Annotated in this window: 16 protein-coding genes; 5 read left to right on the forward strand and 11 right to left on the reverse strand. The window is 69.6% G+C overall.

From position 1 onward, the window contains the following. Positions 1-48: 48 nt before the first annotated feature. The 4 genes from BLV39_RS09600 to BLV39_RS09615 are packed head-to-tail and all read right to left on the reverse strand — an operon-like array spanning position 49 to position 3,653. Positions 49-825, reverse strand: a complete 777-nt coding sequence (locus tag BLV39_RS09600; protein ID WP_239083982.1) for an ABC transporter permease — start codon at positions 823-825, stop codon at positions 49-51. Positions 826-839: 14 nt separating this feature from the next. After that, complete coding sequence (locus BLV39_RS09605; protein WP_239083981.1) at positions 840-1,613, reverse strand: ABC transporter permease; 774 nt, start codon at positions 1,611-1,613, stop codon at positions 840-842. Continuing rightward, positions 1,610-2,599: an ABC transporter ATP-binding protein gene (locus tag BLV39_RS09610; protein ID WP_090789408.1), complete on the reverse strand. Its 990-nt coding sequence runs from the start codon at positions 2,597-2,599 to the stop codon at positions 1,610-1,612. The genes BLV39_RS09605 and BLV39_RS09610 overlap by 4 nt, the downstream gene beginning before the upstream one ends. Before the next feature lie 46 nt (positions 2,600-2,645). Further along, the gene (locus BLV39_RS09615; protein WP_090789411.1) at positions 2,646-3,653 is read right to left on the reverse strand and encodes an ArsR/SmtB family transcription factor; all 1,008 of its coding nucleotides are present in this window, start codon (positions 3,651-3,653) and stop codon (positions 2,646-2,648) included. Positions 3,654-3,912: 259 nt separating this feature from the next. Here BLV39_RS09615 and ileS point away from each other — a divergent pair, with 259 nt between their 5' ends. Beyond that, on the forward strand, positions 3,913-7,029 hold the full coding sequence (gene ileS / locus BLV39_RS09620; RefSeq protein WP_090789413.1) for an isoleucine--tRNA ligase: 3,117 nt from the start codon (positions 3,913-3,915) through the stop codon (positions 7,027-7,029). Positions 7,030-7,106: 77 nt separating this feature from the next. Next, entirely contained in the window at positions 7,107-7,793 is a 687-nt protein-coding gene (locus tag BLV39_RS09625; RefSeq protein ID WP_090789415.1) for a lysophospholipid acyltransferase family protein, read from the forward strand. A 25-nt stretch (positions 7,794-7,818) separates the two neighbouring features. On the opposite strand, the gene BLV39_RS09630 is transcribed toward BLV39_RS09625, so the two are convergent. From BLV39_RS09630 to BLV39_RS09645, 4 genes are all read right to left on the reverse strand, one after another. Further along, a complete protein-coding gene (locus BLV39_RS09630) occupies positions 7,819-9,696 on the reverse strand; it encodes an NACHT domain-containing protein (RefSeq protein WP_176984829.1) in 1,878 nt (625 codons plus the stop codon). A gap of 81 nt (positions 9,697-9,777) precedes the next feature. Further along, positions 9,778-10,533 carry an SDR family NAD(P)-dependent oxidoreductase gene (locus tag BLV39_RS09635; protein ID WP_090789418.1) on the reverse strand — a complete coding sequence of 252 codons (756 nt, stop codon included), beginning with the start codon at positions 10,531-10,533 and terminating at the stop codon, positions 9,778-9,780. Continuing rightward, the gene (locus BLV39_RS09640; RefSeq protein ID WP_090789420.1) at positions 10,530-11,999 is read right to left on the reverse strand and encodes a cryptochrome/photolyase family protein; all 1,470 of its coding nucleotides are present in this window, start codon (positions 11,997-11,999) and stop codon (positions 10,530-10,532) included. Before BLV39_RS09640 ends, BLV39_RS09635 begins: the two co-directional genes overlap by 4 nt. A 38-nt stretch (positions 12,000-12,037) precedes the next feature. Continuing rightward, complete coding sequence (locus BLV39_RS09645) at positions 12,038-13,066, reverse strand: hypothetical protein (RefSeq protein ID WP_090789422.1); 1,029 nt, start codon at positions 13,064-13,066, stop codon at positions 12,038-12,040. 60 nt (positions 13,067-13,126) lie between these two features. Between BLV39_RS09645 and BLV39_RS09650 the strand changes: the two genes are divergently transcribed. Further along, positions 13,127-13,522, forward strand: coding sequence for a VOC family protein (locus BLV39_RS09650; protein ID WP_090789423.1), 396 nt, complete (start codon positions 13,127-13,129; stop codon positions 13,520-13,522). On the opposite strand, the gene BLV39_RS09655 is transcribed toward BLV39_RS09650, so the two are convergent. Next, positions 13,519-14,532, reverse strand: a complete 1,014-nt coding sequence (locus tag BLV39_RS09655) for a prenyltransferase (RefSeq protein ID WP_090789424.1) — start codon at positions 14,530-14,532, stop codon at positions 13,519-13,521. The genes BLV39_RS09650 and BLV39_RS09655 overlap by 4 nt on opposite strands. A gap of 110 nt (positions 14,533-14,642) precedes the next feature. Between BLV39_RS09655 and BLV39_RS09660 the strand changes: the two genes are divergently transcribed. Together BLV39_RS09660 and BLV39_RS09665 are read left to right on the forward strand one after the other, a co-directional pair. Further along, complete coding sequence (locus BLV39_RS09660; protein ID WP_090789426.1) at positions 14,643-16,580, forward strand: TIGR03960 family B12-binding radical SAM protein; 1,938 nt, start codon at positions 14,643-14,645, stop codon at positions 16,578-16,580. Next, positions 16,573-17,004, forward strand: a complete 432-nt coding sequence (locus tag BLV39_RS09665; protein WP_090789428.1) for a GNAT family N-acetyltransferase — start codon at positions 16,573-16,575, stop codon at positions 17,002-17,004. The genes BLV39_RS09660 and BLV39_RS09665 overlap by 8 nt, the downstream gene beginning before the upstream one ends. Here the strand turns inward: BLV39_RS09665 and BLV39_RS09670 are convergent. Together BLV39_RS09670 and BLV39_RS09675 are read right to left on the reverse strand one after the other, a co-directional pair. Then, complete coding sequence (locus BLV39_RS09670) at positions 16,977-17,750, reverse strand: ABC transporter permease (protein ID WP_090789430.1); 774 nt, start codon at positions 17,748-17,750, stop codon at positions 16,977-16,979. The genes BLV39_RS09665 and BLV39_RS09670 overlap by 28 nt on opposite strands. Continuing rightward, positions 17,747-18,691 carry an ATP-binding cassette domain-containing protein gene (locus tag BLV39_RS09675; RefSeq protein WP_090789432.1) on the reverse strand — a complete coding sequence of 315 codons (945 nt, stop codon included), beginning with the start codon at positions 18,689-18,691 and terminating at the stop codon, positions 17,747-17,749. The genes BLV39_RS09670 and BLV39_RS09675 overlap by 4 nt, the downstream gene beginning before the upstream one ends. Positions 18,692-18,708 lie beyond the last annotated feature (17 nt).

The following is an 18,708-nucleotide window of genomic DNA, read 5'->3' on the forward strand; positions in this document are numbered from 1 at the left end:
CCGACCCGCTTAGCGTAGGGGGCCAATAGGTCAGAATCAATGCCCGTATCAGAGGGTGTCCAAGGACGCGCGGCGGCGGGACTCGGCCTCGAAGACCTTGAGGAGTGCGGCCGCGACCACCGCGTACGCGACGCCGACCGCGAACTCCTTGCCCAGCGCGGGCATCGCCGCACCAAAGCCGTCCCCGGCCACCAACCGCCGAGCCGCCTCGGCGGAGTGGGTGATCGGCAGCCCACCGCCCACGACCCGCATCCACGCCGGCAGGTGGTCGGCCGGCACGTTGACGCCGGTCAGCAGCAGCAGCAATGAGATCGACACGTTCGAGACCAGCCACACGTCCCGGAACCGCAGCCCGAGCGCGCCCAGCGTCAGCCCGAAGAAGGCGCACGACAACGACCCCACCGCCAGCGTCACCGCCAGCCCGGGGATGGCACCAAGAGGCACGCGCAGACCGAGCACCAACGACCCGACAGTCAACGTGAAAGCGGCGATCAACAACCCGTTCCCCGCGTACGGGACGGCCCGCCCGAGGAAGACCAGCGTCCGCGGGCGCGGCGAGAGCAGCACATGCCCGAGCGTTCCGTAGCGGCGCTCGTTGGACACCGCCATCGTGCCTCCGAAGACGCAGGCCACCGACGCGGCCAGGACGGCGTTGCCCACGATGTAGAACGAATCGGAGGCCACGCCCAACTGGCGGCCCAGGAACGCGAAGAACAGCAACTGAAACAGCGGCCCGACCAGCAGGGTCCCGACGAACATCGACGGTGTCGTCCAGTTGAACAGGGCGCGGTAGGCGATCACGCCTCCGACGGTGAGCAGGCGCACGAGCGGACCAATCTCTAGGCTAGGGCGAGGGTCGCGTTCGCGCGGGCGCGACGCTCCACGTAGGACATGACGAGCGCGCCGGCGACCAGGCACACGAAGCTGAGAGCCAGGCAGACGCCCAGCGACGGCCAGACCGGCCCGGAGCCCGTGACCGACTCGCGCACCGCGCGGGCGGCCCACGTCGTCGGCAGCACAGCGCCGATGGGGCCGGTCCAGCCGGGCAGCACCGTGATCGGCACGAGCATCCCCGAGACCAGCCAGATCGGGTACTCGAGGGTGTTGTTGATGGCGTTGGCGTTGGGCAGCAGCACGAACGTCGACGCCAGCAGCAGGCCGAACATGCCAAGGCCCAGGATCGCGGCCGGCACGGACACCGCGAATGCCAGTGGGTCGGCCACGTCCAGCGGGATCCGGTAGACCAGGCCACCCCAGAGCAGAGTGGCGATCATCGCGTACGTGCCGGTGACCGCGGTCGCCAGCGTGATCGGGAAGACCAGCAGCGCCGGCGGCCGAGGGGCCAGCATCAGCATCTCCAGCGTGCCCTGCCAGCGCTGATTCTGAATGGCGCCGCCGGAGCCGAACAGGACCGAGCTCCAGACGGCCATCATTCCCGCGCCGACCGCCGCCTCCAGCAGCCGGTGCGGCTCGCTGCCCGCGCGGAACAGGTAGACCGCCAGGGTGGCCTGGACCAGCGGGACGAACAGCGCGGTGGCGATCTCGAACTGGGACCGGCTGAGCTGCTTGACGTGCAGCAGCGTCCCGCGCCCGATCAACCGCAGCACGCTCACGCGGCCACCTCGACGGGAGACCGGCCCACGATCGCGACGTACGCGTCCTCCAGCGTCGGTTGCCGCGCGGTCACCCGGCCGAGGCGCACCCCGTCCAACAACCGGAGCACGTCCGCCTGCACGTCGACCGTGGCGTCCGATTGGACGGTCAACACCTGTGCCGTGCCGACGATGTCGACGCTCGACTCGCGTACACCCGGAAGCACGTCGATTCCCGCGAGTTGCGAGTCGCTGACCCCGAACGCCTGCACCTCGAGCACCCGGCGGCCCTCGGCGTGGTGCTTGAGCTCGTCGGCGGTGCCCAGCGCCTGGATCTCACCGCCGGCGATCACCGCGATCCGGTCGCACAGCTCCTCCGCCTCGGCCATGTAGTGGGTGGTGAGCAACACGGTCGTCCCCGTCGCGGCCAAGCCGGCGACCGTGTTGCGCAACTCCCGGGCGGCGACCGGGTCGACGCCGATCGACGGCTCGTCGAGGAACAGCACCTCGGGCTCGTGCAGCAGCCCGCGGGCGATGTGCAGCCGTTGCCGCATGCCGCGCGAGTAGCCCTCGACCCGCTCGCGCTCGCGACCGGTCAGCCCGACCAGCTCCAGCAGCTCACCGATCCGCCGCTTCTGCCGGGCCGCCGGCACCCCGTACAGCTCCGCGAAGTAGCGCAGGTTGTCCAGCGCCGAGAGCCGGTCGTAGAGGCCCCGGTCGCCGCCGAAGACGTACCCGATCCGCCTGCGTACCTCCCTCGTCTGCGAGACCACGTCGAAGCCGCACACCCGCGCGCTGCCCGAGCTCGGGATGAGCAGGGTGTTGAGCATCTTGATCGTCGTGGTCTTGCCGGCGCCGTTCGGGCCGAGCAGCCCGAACAGCTCGCCCCGGCGGACGTCCAGGTCGACGCCGCGGACGGCGTCGATCTCCACCCGGCGCGGGTTGAGCCATCCGGTGCGGGTGCGGTAGGTCCGGCGCAGATCACGCGCCTCGATCGCGAGAGCCATGCCAGGGACGCTAGGTAGCCACGGCGGCCCGGGAAATGAATTCGGCTTACGCCGAATGCTGGCGGCGGCTCGGGTCGTCGGCCAGCAGGTGCAGTAGCGCCGTCCCCGCCGGCTCCAGCGAGTAGAGCACCCGCCGGCCGGCCCGGCGCCGGTTGACCACGCCGGCCGCGGTGAGCGCGGTCAGGTGCTCGGACACCGTGCTCGGCGCCAGGCGGAGGGTCGCCGCCAGGCCCGCGGTGGTCGCCGGCCGAGACAGCGCCTCGAGTACGGCGGCCCGGCCGCGGCCGATCAGGACGGCCAGGCGGTCCGGGGCCGGTTCCGGGCGGCCCTCGGCGAGGACCGCGGCGCCGCGTGCCTGGTAGGAGACGGCGACGACCTCGGGATGGTCGGTGGAGCACATCAGCGCGCCCCGGGAGAAGATCAACGGGATCAGCAGGAGCCGCTTGTCGACCGCCGAGAACGACTGCTCCAGCGGCTTGACCAGGGTCAGCACCGGCCGTTCCCAGATCACCCGTTGGTGCAGGTCGGCCAGCAGCGCGTCAGGTCCGTCGGCGGCCAGCGCCCGGGCGCGGTGCAGCACCTCCTCGTCGAGCGCGGCCCGCATCGCCGGCCAGTGGGGTGCCATCGCGCCCTTCCAGAAGGCGGCGAGGCCCTCGGCGAGCTCCGCGAAGGCCCGGGCCGGGTCGTCGCGGAAGGGCCGGATCCAGGCGGGCGGATCGTCGTAGTAGTCCGGTAGCTGCTCCTCGACCACGCTGCGTGGCGTCGTGGCCAGGGCGTGCAGCTCTTCCTCGATCGTCGGCGCCGGAGTGGACGGGATCGGCGACAGGAAGTCGGGCGACCGCGAGCCGGACTCACGCATCAACCACGCCACCCGGGCCGCCTCCGGCACGTCCCGGATCACCTCGCGGGCCCGCGCCGCCCATTGCTGGTAGGGCCAGGGGACGCCGTCCGGGTTGCGGTCCAGCAGATAGAACGCGTCGACGGTCTCCCAGAGCGGGCTGATCGCGATCCGGGTGCGGTCGAGCGTCGGTGCGTCGAGCTCGATCCGGATCACGCGGCCAGAATAAGTCGCGCGCGGACGTTGTTGCCGGTCAGGTAGCCTTGTGTGCAATTGGCGATGACCCGGCCATCACCGGTGAGCCTCCGGAAGAACGGATCTTCGGATCTCAGTAGAACCGGACGGGTTCGGCCCGTCACAGCCGTCAACGAGCGGGTGGTCGTTCTTTGATCACCAAGCGGGGTGGTACCGCGGCCCTTTGGGTCGTCCTCGCAGTCCACGACGTGTGTGAGCTGTTCGAGGAGATTGACCACCGATGGCCTATCCCAAGCACGAGAGCAAGCCGGGCGTCCCGGCGAGCCCCGACCTGCCCGCGGTCGAGCGGCGTGTGCTGGAGCACTGGACGGCCGACAAGACGTTCGAAGCCTCCGTGGAGCTCCGTGACGCAGGCAAGAACGGCGACAACGAGTTCGTCTTCTACGACGGCCCCCCGTTCGCCAACGGCCTTCCGCACTACGGCCACCTCTTCACGGGTTACGTGAAGGACGTCGTCCCGCGCTACCAGACCATGCGCGGCAAGCGCGTGGAGCGCCGGTTCGGCTGGGACACCCACGGCCTCCCCGCCGAGGTCGTCGCCGAGAAGCAGCTCGGGATCACCACCAAGGCCGAGATCGTCGACCTGGGTGTGGAGCGGTTCAACGACGTGTGCCGCACCTCGGTCCTCCAGTACACCCAGGACTGGGAGCGCTACGTCACCCGCCAGGCCCGCTGGGTCGACTTCACCAACGACTACAAGACGCTCGATCTGTCCTACATGGAAAGTGTCATGTGGGCGTTCAAGAGCCTGCACGACAAGGGCCTGGTGTACGAGGGCTTCAAGGTGCTGGCCTACTGCTGGCGCTGTGAGACCCCGCTGTCCAACACCGAGACCCGGATGGACGACGTCTACCGCGACCGGCACGACCCGTCGCTGACCGTCTGGTTCACCCTCGACAGCGGCGAGAAGCTCGCGGTCTGGACCACCACGCCGTGGACGCTGCCGTCCAACCTGGCGGTCGCGGTCGGCCCCGACATCGAGTACGCCGAGTTCACCGACGACACGGGCCAGGTCTACCTGATGGGTGCCGCCCGCACCGACTACTACGCCAAGGAGCTGGAAGGGTTCACCCGCACCGGCAGCCGGCGCGGCGCGGACCTGGTCGGCAAGCGCTACACGCCGCTGTTCGACTTCCTGGTCGAGAAGGCCGGGCCCAACGCGTACCAGATCCTCGGTGGCGAGTTCGTCACCACCGAAGACGGCACCGGCGCCGTGCACATGGCGCCCGCCTTCGGTGAGGAGGACCAGAACGCCTGCAACGCGGCCGGCATCCCGACCATCGTGACGGTCGACGACCACACCCGGTTCACCGCGCTCGTTCCCCCGTACCAGGGAATGCAGGTCTTCGAGGCCAACAAGCCGGTGACGCGCGACCTCAAGGAGCGCGGCGTCGTGGTGCGGCAGGAGACCTACACGCACTCCTACCCGCACTGCTGGCGGTGCGACACCCCGCTGGTCTACAAGGCGGTGTCGTCCTGGTTCGTGCAGGTGACCAAGTTCAAGGACCGGATGGTCGAGCTCAACCAGCAGATCGACTGGACGCCGGGGCACGTCAAGGACGGCTCGTTCGGCAAGTGGCTGGCCAACGCCCGCGACTGGTCGATCAGCCGCAACCGGTTCTGGGGCTCGCCGATCCCGGTCTGGAAGTCCGACGATCCGAACTATCCGCGGCTGGACGTCTACGGCTCGCTCGAAGAGCTCCAGCGGGACTTCGGCGTGCAGGTCACCGATCTCCACCGGCCCTTCGTCGACGACCTGACCCGGCCCAACCCGGACGACCCGACCGGTCAGTCGACGATGCGTCGCGTACCCGAGGTGCTCGACTGTTGGTTCGAGTCCGGGTCGATGCCGTTCGCCCAGGTGCACTACCCGTTCGAGAACGCGGACTGGTTCGAGCACCACTACCCGGGTGACTTCATCGTCGAATACATCGGACAGACCCGCGGCTGGTTCTACACCATGCACGTGCTGGCCACGGCGCTGTTCGACCGACCGGCGTTCCGCACCTGCGTGAGCCACGGCATCCTGCAGGGCTCCGACGGCCGCAAGATGAGCAAGAGCCTGCAGAACTACCCCGACGTGTACGAGGTGTTCGACTCGTACGGCTCCGACGCGATGCGCTGGATGCTGATGTCCTCGCCGGTGCTGCGCGGTGGCGACATGCCGGTCACCGAGCCGGCGATCCGCGACTCCGTGCGGCAGGTGCTGCTTCCACTGTGGAACGTCTGGTACTTTTTCTCGCTCTACGCCAACGCCGACGGCTACGAGGCGGTGCGCCGGGTCGACTCCACGCACCTGCTCGACCGCTACGTGCTGGCCAAGACGGGCGAGCTGGTCGGGGCCGTGACCCGGCAGATGGACGCGTACGACATCTCGGGTGCGTGCGTCTCCGTGCGGGCCTTCCTGGACGCGCTGACCAACTGGTACGTGCGGCGGTCGCGCGACCGGTTCTGGGCCGGAGACCGGGACGCCTTCGACACGCTCTACACGGTGCTGGAGACGCTGACGCGGCTGATGGCCCCGCTGGCGCCGCTGACGGCCGAGGAGGTGTGGCGCGGGTTGACCGGCGAGCGGTCGGTGCACCTGACCGACTGGCCTGCGGCTGATGAGTTCCCGGCGGACCACTCGCTGGTGGCCGCGATGGACGCCGTCCGCGACCTCGTGTCGTCGGCGCTGTCGGTGCGCAAGGCCAAGGGCCTGCGGGTGCGGCTGCCGCTGCCGTCGCTGACCGTGGCGACGCCGGACGCTGCCCTGCTTCGTCCGTTCGCTGATCTGGTCACCGACGAGGTCAACGTCAAGTCGGTGGAGTTCACCGACGACGTGGCCGCACACTGCGAGCGGGTGCTCTCGGTCGTACCGCGGGCGCTCGGCCCGCGGATCGGTGGTCAGGTGCAACAGGTGATCAAGGCCGTCAAGGCCGGCAACTGGTCGCTGGTCGAGGGCCAGCCGGTCGCCGCCGGGGTCACCCTCCAGGAGGGCGAGTACGACCTCAAGCTGGTGGCCGCGGACCCGGACAATTCGGCCACCCTGCCGGGCGGTGAGGGCGTGGTCGTGCTGGACAGCGCGGTGACCCCGGAGTTGGCAGCCGAGGGCGTCGCCCGCGACGTGGTCCGGGTGGTCCAGCAGGCGCGGCGTGACGCTGACCTGGACGTCTCGGACCGGATCTCGTTGGTTCTCGACGGATCTGACGGGATGCGTGCCGCGGTCGAAGCGCACCGTGACTTCGTGGCCCGGGAGGTCCTGGCCGACGCGCTGACGTTCGGTGCGGGCGCCACGGGTTTCGAGGGCGAGGTCGGCGACGGCGAACCCGTCCGGGTGACGGTGACGCGTAGTTAGAGCCTGTTCGTCCACTCGCGGCGGCGGGCGGTGTCGGTTACGGTGACACCGCCCACGCCGCGAGATCCGGAGGACCCGTGCCGCTGCTCTACACGATCGGCCAGCTCACCATTGGCGTGAGCATGCGGTGGGGGTGGGCGCCGAAGGTCGAGGGGCTGGAGAACGTACCCCCGAGCGGTGGTGCGATCCTCGCCGGCAACCACCTGTCGGTCGCCGACGAGCTGTTCCTGGGCTCGGTCATCCCGCGCCACATCGCATTCTGGGCGAAAGCGGAATACTTCACCGGGACGGGCTTCCGAGGCTGGTTCACCCGCTCGGTGATGACGGGCATCGGAGCGATCCGCGTGGAGCGCGCCGGCGGCCGAGCGGCCCTGAGCGCCTTCGACGGCGCGATCCCGGTGCTCAAGTCGGGCGACCTGGTCGCGATCTACCCGGAGGGCACCCGGTCCCCGGACGGCCGCCTCTATCGCGGTCGCACGGGCGTGGCCCGGCTGGCCCTGGCCGCCGACGTGCCGATCATCCCGGTCGGCTTCATCGGCACGGACGAGCTCCAGCCGATCGGCCACCGCGTGCCCCGCTTCAAGCGCGGCACAGCCACGGTCAAGTTCGGCAAGCCGATCGAGGTCACAGGCCGCGGCAGCGACAGCTCCTCCCTGCGCCAGATCACCGACGAGGTCATGGTCGCGATCCAGGAAATGACGGGCCAGGAGTACGTCCCCAAATACGCCCCGATGCTCCGAGTCGGAACCCCACAAGCCGAATAGCCGCCGCGCGAGCTTGGCCAGCAGGTCACGCCCGTGCGCTGGGCGTCGCGCCCGCGGGGGCGGCGTTCCTGGGGCGGCGCGGATGCGGTGCATCCCGGGACGGATCGGCAAGGAGATCCTGCAGCGCTGCATGGCGAAACTGGTAAACAGTTCCCGCTCGGCGGAGGACCTGCTTGTGCCAGGCTGACTCCAAGAAGGGCATGAGCTTTACTCCGCGGCCCAACGCCAGTTCAGCGATTTGCAGCCGGGAAGCCGCATCGTTGGAAAGCCCCGACGTGAGCCAGTATGCGAACCCGAGGATCAATCCGACGGTCAAACCTGACGCGAAGCCAAAAGGCAGACCGACCACGAGCCCCGAACCTGCACCGCCGACCACCCCAGGCGCGAGACCGACTTTTAGGCCTCGCAGTTGCTCCGCGCGGTGAATCGCGGCGGGATCGCCCACAGGGGTCGTCGGCGGCACCACCTCTGGCAACCGCAGGGCAGAGACGAGTCCCCTCAAGACCCCGACGATGGTCCCCAAGACGATCCCTACAACGAGCCCGGACACACGGTCGGTCGCACGCCCAACCGATATGCCAGCGGCGAGGCCGACCAGGATCCCGAGCCAAACGCCGACCTGTAAACTCATGATGAGCTGCTGCTTTTTGAAGGAAACCCAGGTGTGGATCTCCCACCAGCGCAGGTCTCGCTCCGGCCCGAGGTGCCGGGCGATCCACGAAAGCCAGTAGACGGCGTGTTCTCGCTCGCCCTGATCGGGATAGGCGATGGTGAGCGATCTGAAGAGCAAGTGCTGGAGGAGCGCCTCCGATGTCGGGTGGACGTCGGACCCGAGCAGGGTCATGGGATCCGCATTCGCATAAGCGTCCCGGGCCAGGCACAGCGCCAACGGCGTCGTCAAGGTGCGTGCGATCGGATCATCCGGCCGATCCTTGAGGTTCGCCGCCACCGCCTCCCAAGCCGAACGACGGTCGCCGAGTTGTTCGGTGAGCAAGAAGTCGCGGGCCTGGTCCGGGTCGATCGGCAGCATCTCGATGACCGCGGCCCCCCAGAGGCGGCCTTCTGCCACCGCGTCCCCATACTGCTCCGGCCGGCTGGTGATCACCAAGGGGAGCCCGACGGATTCGCGGTCGATCACATCTAACGCTCGACCCTGTCGCTCTGGCGGCATCTCGTCCAGACCGTCGAGAAAGAGTGCCACCTTCCCGGCGCGTATCAGTTCTTTCGCCGCCGAACGGTGCCCACACGCTGTGACAAGGCCAGGATGATCGCGACTGAGCGTTGCCGCCGCCCACTCGTGCAGCGCTGTCGTATCGGGATTCCAGCTCCCTAGCGTGAGCCACAACGGGACCGGCGAGGTCGGAGACGACGACCGCGACTTTAAAATGTCGATGAGAAGCAGCATCATGGCGGTCGTCTTGCCCGAGCCCGGCCCGCCGACCAGAACGATGCGCGCCTGAGCGCCCAACGGCTCGTACAGCAGCTCGCGCAACTTGTTGACGACGCCCTCCGTCAGCAAGGTGGGCTCAATCTCGTGAACTGTGGCTGCGTAGCTTGACGAACTCCATCGCCAGCGCACTACCGCCGGTGAGGGCATAGTGATTTTCCGACCCTTGGCCTCCGCGCACCAGTAATGCAACGTTTCTGAAGAAAGGTAGTCGACCGCCACCTGCATCGCCTGCGTCGTGAAGGCATCGGCCGTCCGCCTCCGTGCGACGTCTGGCCACAACGTCATAATCGAAAAGGCCAACGTGCAGACACCGCTGAGTCCGCCGATCACGTTAGCGTTGCTGACGAGGGCGTTCTTGGCCCCCGGTCCCAGGAACATCCATACGACGCCGGCCGTCGCCGCAAGCAGGAATGCGACCACCGCTGCACGGCCTGCCAACTTCACGCCGTCCATAGTCATCGATTCCCGGCGACCACGCCAGCGGCCACGCGGTCAGCCCGGCGAGGCTCGCATCATCGCCGCTGCCGACCCGTGTCAGCGGGACTCCGGGTCCTGGCCCTGGGCCGCGCGTCCGCCGTCGACCGGGATGACCGTGCCCGTGATCAGGCTGGCGCCGGGGGAGAGCAGGAAGGCGACCGCCTCCGCTACCTCGTCCGCTCGGCCGACTCGCCCGATCGGGTGCAGGCGGGCCATCTCGGCCTCGACCTGGCTCACCACCGCCGCAGGCAGCCCGGCCAGATAGCCCGCATACCGCTCCGTCTCGATCGACCCCAGCGCCACCGCGTTCGTGCGGATGCCAGACGGCCCGTAGTCGACCGCCAAAGACCGGGTCAAACTCTCGATCGCGGCCTTCGCCGTTGCGTAGGGGAGTGCGCCGCGGACCGCGCGTTGTGCCTGGTGCGATGAGACGTTGACGATCGCGCCGCCCGTCCCGGCCGTGAGGAACCGACGCACCGCCACCGACGAGCCCACCACTGCCGGCGCCAGGTTGAGGGTGATCAGGGCGACCACCTCAGCCGCCGGGGCCGCATCCAACGACAGATCTCGGAAGACCGCGGCGTTGTTGACCCAACCCGCCAGCGGCGCCGCTGCGCAAGCCTGGTCGGCTGCGGCCGACGCGGCTGACTCGTCGCTGGCGTCGCCGATCACCGACAGCATGCGCGGGTGCGACCAGGTCGGCGCGGCCAGGTCAAGCACCACCACCGTGGCGCCGTCGACGAGGAGCAACCGTTCGGCGATCGCGCGGCCGACCCCTCCGGCACCACCCGTGACCACATAGGACACCGTCACGGAGCGGCGTCACCCCGTTCGCGTTCCTGGTCGCGGACCGCGCCCAGGTCCTCCAGCCGGTCCAACTGCCGCATCGCCTGGCCGATGCGCGCGTTGCCGAGCAGACGGCCCCGGTTGCGGTCCAGGAACGACCAATAGCCAGCCGTGTACGGGCACGCGTTCACGCCCAGCCGCGAACGTGGGTCGTAACGACAGCCTCGGCAGTAGTCGCTCATCCGGTTGATGTACGCACCGCCAGCCGCATACGGCTTCGTGGTCATCGCACCCAGGTCCGCGTACTGGCTCATGCCGATGACGTTCGCCGTCATCACCCACTCGTAGCCGTCCACGAAGCTGCGGTGGAACCAGTCCACGATCTCCGCCGGGCGCCAGCCGCGCTGCAACGCATAGTTACCCAGCACCATCAGGCGGGGGATGTGGTGCACCCAGCCCCGGTCCCGGACGCCGGCCAGCACGTCCGACAAGCAGCGGGCCTCCAGAGCGTCAGCGTCCAGGTCCCGAAACCACGACGGGACGGCGCGAGTCGCGCGCAAACCGTCGGCGGCGGTGTAGCCCGAGCCGAAGTACCAGTACAGATGCCAGATGTAGTCGCGCCAGCCGATCAACTGCCGGATGAAGCCCTCCGCCGACGACAGGGGCGCGGAACCCGAACGATAGGCGGCCTCCGCACGGTGCACCGCGTCCAGGGGATCGATCAAGCCCAGGTTCAACGGCGCCGACAGGAGGCTGTGGGCCATCCATGGGTCCTCGGCGAGCATCGCGTCCTCGTACGGGCCGAACGCCGGTAGTCGGTGTTCCACGAAGTGCCGTAGGCGGGCCAGGGCCTCGCGCCGGGTTGCCGGGAACAGGCGCGGGCCGTCCCGGCCGACGAAGCGGATGCCCTCCCGCTCCCAACGATCTAGATCGGCGCGTACGCCCTCGTCGATCTCGTCCTCGACCGGCATCGGCGGTGCCGGCACCTCCACGCCCGACGACGGCGGCGGTTGGCGGTTCTCGGCGTCCAGGTTCCACTTGCCGCCGGCGGGGGTGTCGCCGTCCATCAGCACGTCGAGGCGGCGGCGGGCGTCGCGGTAGAAGTCCTCCATGCGCAGCCGGCCGTGTCTGCCGTCGGCCCAGGTGACGAACTCGGACGGGGAAGTGGTGAAGCCGCGGGGCGGCAGCACCGTCACTCCGTCGAGGCTCTGCACGAAAGAGCGGGCGCGGCGAGAGGTCGGATGGCATACGTCGAGTGGTTCGCCGCTGACCTTGCGTAGTGCCTCGCTGTAGGTCTCCGTGCGTAGGAAGATCGCCTGGTCGCCTAGCTCGGCCGCGCGGTGCCGCAACGCAGAAAGTACGAGGTGGGCCTTTTGTCGGTGGAATGCCCGGCGTCGGAAGACGGCCTTCGACTCGACGAGCAGCACCGGTTGTCGGGGCGCGTCCAGGAAGTGTGGCCCCAATTGATCGGCGAACAACCACCGACGGATCATCCGATCATTGTGCCCCTCTAACGGTTAAATCAATCAAATCAACCGTCCGATTTGCGGGTCACGATCGTGTCGCGTAGTTGACTCAGCCTGGCGTTGCTGTCGTCGATGCCGAGTCGGGTGAAGACGCCCGTGCCGAGGCTGCCGTGGTCGGCCCACGAGCAGACCACGACGTCGGCGCCGTTGTCGACGCCCACACCGCAGCGGCGGCTCTCGCCGCGTTCGGTCGCGTCGACTGTGCGGACGTCACGCAGTTTGTAGTTCCCGGTCACCCGGGTGATCTCGTCGACCACGTCGCCGTCGGGGGAGAAATGGAAGCCTGTCGTCCCGTACACGGTGGCGCGCTTGTTGTCACTGTCCACGTAGACGCCGGCGAACGTCGACTCGCGCGCCCAGTAGGCCTTGTTGAGCTCGTCCTTGAGGCGCTTCGCGGTGTTGCGGCTCTGCTGGTCGTCCCGCAGCGTCAGGCCACCGACGATGCTGGGCGTCACCGAGTTGGCCGGATACTGCGCGAAGATCGGCTGGCCGAACCACGCCGGGCAGCCGCAACAGCAGAGCAGCGAGAGCAACGCGAACCAGGGCCAGCGACGGCGCCGGCGCACCGGGACCGCGACGTAGCCGGGCGGCGGCCGCCAGCCCGGCGGCGGTCCGGCCGGCTCGGGCCGCTTCGCCTTGCGCGGCTTGCGCACCTCGACGGGCGCGGGCACAGGCACGGGCAAGGGCGGCGGCACGTGCGACACAGGGGGAGGCGGTGGCACCGCCGGCTCCACCCGCGTGGGCGGATAGGAGAGCTCCACCGGGTACGACGGCAGCGGGTCGACGTCGCCCCAAGGGTCCACCGGCGTATCCGGCTCGTACGACGTCGGCAGGCTCAGCGTCGGATCACGCCGCTCAGCCGGAGGCGGTGGAGGCGGTGCCGGCGGGAAGCCCGACTCGTCCTCGAGCCAACGTTTGCGCTTGGGCGTGGGCGGCGGCACCGGTGCGGCGCCGCTCCACTTCGGCTCGACCGGGTCGACCGGTGTGGCCGGCTCGGTCGCGTCGCCCTGGCGCTCCCGCCCCTGCTCCGCCATCGCGGCGCTCCTCTCCCAGCCCGACCCGAGGTTAGACGAGCCGGGCTAGTCTTCCCCACCATGCACATCGAACTGGCAGCGGTCGTCGTCGACGACTACGACGAGGCGATCGGGTTCTTCGTCGACGCCCTCGGATTCGACCTGGTCGAGGACAGCCCGTCGACCACGAACGACGGCCGGCCGAAGCGCTGGGTGGTGGTCCGCCCGCCGGGTGCGGCGACCGGCCTTCTGCTGGCCCAGGCCGACGGCGAGGACCAGCGAAAGACAGTCGGCAACCAGCTCGCCGGGCGCGTCGGCTTCTTCCTGCGCGTCGACGACTTCGAGGCCGCGTACGCCCGGATGCGCGAAGCGGGTGTCACCTTCCACGGCGAACCACGGCACGAGCCGTACGGCAGCGTCGTGGTCTTCGAGGACGTCGCCGGCAACAAGTGGGACCTGCTGGGCCCAAGGCCCTAGAAGGCCCGATAGACAGCCCAGCCCGCCAGGCCGAGGATCAGCAGGGCGCCGGCCCGGCGGGTGTGGATGAACGCCAGCGGTGCCCACCACAGTGGCCACACCGGGTTGTTCGGCGGCGGGTCCACCGGCTTCGGCTCGCGGAACCGTCGCCACACCCAGACCAGCGTCGGCAGCCCGCCCAAGGTGAGCAGGGCCGGCCACGGCAGCTCGCCGAGCACGACCAGGACCACCACGCCCACGTAGTAGAGCAGCATCATGCCGACGGTGGCCGTCTTGGCCAACGGCTCACCGAGCAGCACCGGCAGCGTCCGGGTCCCGCTGCGCGCGTCGTACGGCAGCTTGTCGATGTGCTTGCCCATCAGCACCGTGGTCGGCAGCAGCGCGTAGACGAGCGCGGTGACCACGACGGCCCAGGGCAGCGTGCCGGTGCCGGCGTAGTAGACCCCGCCGACCATCAGCGGACCCCAGGTGACCAGCACGTCCGCCTCGCCGAGCCCGACCTTCTTGAGCCGCAGCGGCGGCGCGGTGTAGGCCCAGGAGAGGAACAGCCCGCCGAGCGCGAACGCGGCGACCCACCAGTCCTGCCGGACGATCAGCGTGATCATGATGGCCAGGTCGACCACCTGGCAGAGCAGGATGCCGACGAGCAACTGCCGGCGGGTGACCAGGCCGGCGAGGATCGGGTGCGGCGCGTAGAGCGCGCGGGGGTAGTCCTCGGTGTCGTTGCCGACGTCGGTGTCGGTCAGGTCGTTCATCAGGTTGTTGGCCAGGTGGGCGACGACGATGCCGACCACGGCCAGCGCGATGTTGAGCCAGTCGACGGAAACAGTGGCGACGGCGGCCAGCAGAACAGCGATCAGACCCGAGACGAAGGTCATCGGGAGTACGCCCGCGCGGGTGACGACCAGCCAGCGCGTGACCGGGTCGACGATGCCCTGCTCGGGCGGATTCGTGGTGGCGAACGCGTATCGCCAGGCCGACAGCCGGTCGGCAACGCTGAGGGTGGTCACACCGTCGATGTTACGCCGATCTTGAACTCGTTCAACTCGGGCGCCGCACGCGCTAAAGAGCGCGCGAAGACGCCGCGTACCCTGGTTGATTGGAATGAAGGAGGGGGTCTATGACCGTCGCATCCGTGTGGCCGCGGCTCGAGGAGCTGCTGCCGCTGGTCAGCAAGCCGATCCAGTACGTCGGCGGCGAGCTGGGCGGTGTGCGCAAGGAGTGGGACACCACCACCGTGCGCTGGGCCCTGATGTACCCCGACGCGTACGAGGTGGGCGTGCCCAACCAGGGCGTGCAGATCCTCTACGAGGTGCTCAACGAGCAGCCCGACGTCCTGGCGGAGCGCACGTACGCGGTCTGGCCTGACCTTGAGGCGCTGATGCGCGAGCACCGTGTCCCGCAGTTCACGGTCGACGCGCACCGCCCGGTCCGCGCCTTCGACCTGCTCGGCGTCTCCTTCGCCACGGAGCTCGGCTACACGAACCTGCTGACGGCGCTCGATCTGGCCGGCATCCCGCTCGAGGCGAAGGACCGCACCGACGAGGACCCGATCGTCCTGGCCGGCGGGCACGCCGCGTTCAACCCGGAGCCGATCGCCGACTTCATCGACGCGGCCGTGCTCGGCGACGGCGAAGAGGCGGTCCTCGAGGTCACCGCGCTGGTCCGGGCCTGGAAGGAAGAGGGCTCCCCGGGCGGCCGGGACGAGCTGCTGCTGCGCCTGGCCAAGACCGAGAGCGTCTACGTGCCGCGCTTCTACGACGTCGACTACCTGCCCGACGGGCGCATCCAGCGGGTCGTGCCCAACCGGGCCGGCGTCCCGTTCCGGGTGCACAAGCGCACCACGATGGACCTCGACGCGTGGCCGTACCCGAAGAAGCCCCTCGTGCCGTTGGCCGAGAGCGTGCACGAGCGCTATGCCGTGGAGATCTTCCGGGGCTGCACCCGCGGCTGCCGGTTCTGCCAGGCCGGCATGATCACCCGGCCGGTACGCGAGCGGTCGATCACCACGGTCGGCCAGATGGTCAAGGAGGGGCTGGAGTTCTCGGGCTTCTCCGAGGTCGGCCTGCTCTCGCTGTCCAGCGCCGACCACTCCGAGATCGGTGACATCTGCTCCGGCCTAGCCGAGCAGTACGAGGGCACCAACGTCTCGCTGTCGCTGCCGTCCACCCGGGTCGACGCGTTCAACATCGAGCTCGCCCAGGAGCTGTCCCGCAACGGCCGGCGGACCGGTCTGACCTTCGCGCCCGAGGGTGGCTCCGAGCGGATCCGCAAGGTGATCAACAAGATGGTGTCGGAGGAAGACCTCATCCGCACCGTGGTCACCGCGTACACCAACGGCTGGCGCCAGGTGAAGCTCTACTTCATGTGCGGGCTGCCCACCGAGACCGACGAGGACGTGCTCCAGATCGCCCGCCTCGCGCACGAGGTGATCAAGGCCGGTCGCGCGGCCACCGGTTCCAAGGACATCCGCTGCACGGTCTCCATCGGCGGGTTCGTGCCCAAGCCGCACACCCCGTTCCAGTGGGCCCCGGTCGCGACGCCCGAGGTGATCGACAACCGGCTCAAGATGCTCAAGCAGGAGATCAACAGCGACCGTTCGCTGGGCCGGGCGATCGGCCTCCGCTACCACGACGGCCAGCCCTCGCTGATCGAAGCGCTGCTGTCCCGCGGTGACCGCCGGGTCGGCGCGGTGATTCGGCAGGTGTGGGCCGACGGCCAGCGCTTCGACGGCTGGAGCGAGCACTTCTCGTTCCAGCGCTGGGTCGACGCGGCAGGTGCCGTGCTGCCCGGTTTCGGTCTCGACCTCGACTGGTTCACCACGCGCGAGCGCGACGAGCTCGAGGTGCTGCCCTGGGACCACCTCGACTCCGGGCTCGACAAGGACTGGCTCTGGCAGGACTGGCAGGACTCGAAGAGCGAGTTCGAGCAGGACGACTGCCGCTGGACCCCGTGCTTCGACTGCGGCGTCTGCCCGTCCATGGACACCGAGATCCAGATCGGCCCGACCGGCCGCAAGCTGCTGCCGTTGACGCCGGTCGGCAGCGGGAATGCCTGAGCTCCATTTCGTCGCGCCCGCTGACGACGCGGCGCTCGAACAGTGGCGCCAGATCCACAACACGGTCGTGCCGCCCTGGCCGCTCTCGCTCGAAGACACGCGGGAGCGGGCCGGGCGGAACCGGTTGGAGCTCGCGTACCTAGGTGAGGTGGCGGTCGGCAACTCGACCGTGCGCCCGCTCGATGCCGACGGCGTCGCCACCGTGATCGTCCGGGTGCTCCCGCCCCAACGCGGCCGCGGGTTCGGCACGCTGATCCACGAGCGCGCGCTGGCCTCGGCCCGCGCCCTTGAACCCGCGGCGATCGAGACCCTGGTGCTGGCGGCCAACGTCGACGGGTTGCGGTTCGCCCAGCGGCACGGGTACGCCGAGGTCGAGCGTTACGCCGTCGACGGCGCTCACGAGGTCAGGCTGCGCCTGCGGTAGATCCGCAGGGCGAGTGGCGCGAAAACCGCGACGAAGCCGGCCATCCAGAGCAGGGTGATCAGCACCGGCCGGGCGACCGGGCCGCCGAGCATCAGCCCGCGTAGCGCCTCCATCAGGTGTCCCACCGGGTTGGCCTCGGCGAAGGCCGCCAACCAGCCGGGCATCGTCTCGGTCGGCACGAAGATGTTGCTGGCGAACGAGAGCGGGAAGATGATCACCGCGCCGAGGCCCTGCACGGCCTGGGCGTTGGGCAGGAGCAGGCCCAGCAGCACCCAGACCCAGGACAGGGCGAGCGCGAAGCCGAGCGCCAGGGCGCAGGCCGCGAGCACCGGGAGGGGACCGGTGCTGAACCGGAACCCGAGCGCGAGGCCGAAGCCAAGCAGTGCGGCGATGGCGACGACCTGGCGGACGATGTCGCCGCCGATCGCGCCGACCAGCGGGGCGATCCGCAGCGTGGGCAGGCTGCGGATCCGGTCGAAGATGCCCTTCTCGATGTCCTGGTTGAGTGCGACGCCGACGCCCATGGTGGCCAGCAGGGTCATCAGGCCGAGCATGCCGGGCAGCACGAACTGCAGGTATTCGCGGGTGCTGCCGGAGATCGCGCCGCCGAAGACGTAGACGAACAGCACGAGGAAGATGGCCGGCCCGAAGATGACGTCGGCCAGCGTCGCGGGGTGCCGGCGGATCTTCACGATGCCGCGCCAGGCCAGCGTCGCGCACTGGGTGACGGCCAGGCTCACGGTCATGCGGCCACGCTCGCTTCGGTCGTCGTCAGCGCCCGGAACACGTCGTCCAGGCTGGGCAGGTGCAGGGCGATCTCGGCGATCTCGGCGCCGGCCTCGTCGAGCCGGCGGACCACGGCCGGCATCATCGCGCCATCGGTTACGGGCACGCTCAGCCGCTCGCCGAGCCGGGTGGGCACCGCGCCGACCACGGCGGCGACCAGCGCGGCCGCGTCGTCGACCCGGGCCGGGTCGGCCAGTCGCAAGTCGAGCGTCTGGGTGCCGAGCCGGCGCTTGAGCGCGGTTGGGGTGCCCCGGGCAGCCACCCGGCCGTGGTCGACGAGCACGATCTCGTCGGCCAGCGCATCGGCCTCTTCCAGATATTGCGTGGTCAGCAGCACGGTGGTGCCGGCGGCGACCAGCGCGCGGATGCGGTCCCAGAGCGCGCCGCGGGCGACCGGGTCGAGCCCGGTGGTCGGCTCGTCGAGGAACACCACGCGCGGGTGGTTGACCAGGCTCGCGGCGAGGTCGATGCGCCGGCGCATGCCGCCCGAGTAGGTCTTGACCGGTCGGTCGCCGGCGTCGGCGAGGCCGAACTCGTCGAGCAGTGTGGCGGCGCGGGCCGCGGTGTCCCGGCGGGACAGACCGAGCAGGCGGCCGACCAGGCGGAGGTTGTGCCGGCCGGTCAGGTCCTCGTCGACCGAGGCGTGCTGGCCGGCCAGGCCGATGAACTGGCGTACCCGGTGGCCGTCGCGCGTCACGTCGTGGCCCAGCACGGCAGCCGAGCCCGCGTCGGGTCGGGTCAGGGTGGCCAGGACGCGCACGGCCGTGGTCTTGCCGGCACCGTTGGGGCCGAGCAGCCCGAGCACGGTGCCGGCCTCGACGGTGAGGTCGACGCCGTTCAGCGCGGTCACGTCGCCGTAGCGCTTGACCAGGCCGTACGCCTCGATCGCCAGTTTTTGCATCACGACTGTAATGTAAA

Origin of the sequence: Asanoa ishikariensis, assembly GCF_900107455.1 — a bacterium.
In the GTDB taxonomy this organism is placed as follows: domain Bacteria; phylum Actinomycetota; class Actinomycetes; order Mycobacteriales; family Micromonosporaceae; genus Asanoa; species Asanoa ishikariensis.

Excerpts from the sequence above, each read along its gene's own strand:
- BLV39_RS09610 (WP_090789408.1), bottom strand. The coding sequence starts at position 2,599 with ATGGCTCTCGCGATCGAGGCGCGTGATCTGCGCCGGACCTACCGCACC.
- ileS (WP_090789413.1), top strand. The coding sequence starts at position 3,913 with ATGGCCTATCCCAAGCACGAGAGCAAGCCGGGCGTCCCGGCGAGCCCC.
- BLV39_RS09630 (WP_176984829.1), bottom strand. The coding sequence starts at position 9,696 with ATGGACGGCGTGAAGTTGGCAGGCCGTGCAGCGGTGGTCGCATTCCTG.
- BLV39_RS09640 (WP_090789420.1), bottom strand. The coding sequence starts at position 11,999 with ATGATCCGTCGGTGGTTGTTCGCCGATCAATTGGGGCCACACTTCCTG.
- BLV39_RS09645 (WP_090789422.1), bottom strand. The coding sequence starts at position 13,066 with ATGGCGGAGCAGGGGCGGGAGCGCCAGGGCGACGCGACCGAGCCGGCC.
- BLV39_RS09650 (WP_090789423.1), top strand. The coding sequence starts at position 13,127 with ATGCACATCGAACTGGCAGCGGTCGTCGTCGACGACTACGACGAGGCG.
- BLV39_RS09660 (WP_090789426.1), top strand. The coding sequence starts at position 14,643 with ATGACCGTCGCATCCGTGTGGCCGCGGCTCGAGGAGCTGCTGCCGCTG.
- BLV39_RS09665 (WP_090789428.1), top strand. The coding sequence starts at position 16,573 with ATGCCTGAGCTCCATTTCGTCGCGCCCGCTGACGACGCGGCGCTCGAA.
- BLV39_RS09670 (WP_090789430.1), bottom strand. The coding sequence starts at position 17,750 with ATGACCGTGAGCCTGGCCGTCACCCAGTGCGCGACGCTGGCCTGGCGC.
- BLV39_RS09675 (WP_090789432.1), bottom strand. The coding sequence starts at position 18,691 with ATGCAAAAACTGGCGATCGAGGCGTACGGCCTGGTCAAGCGCTACGGC.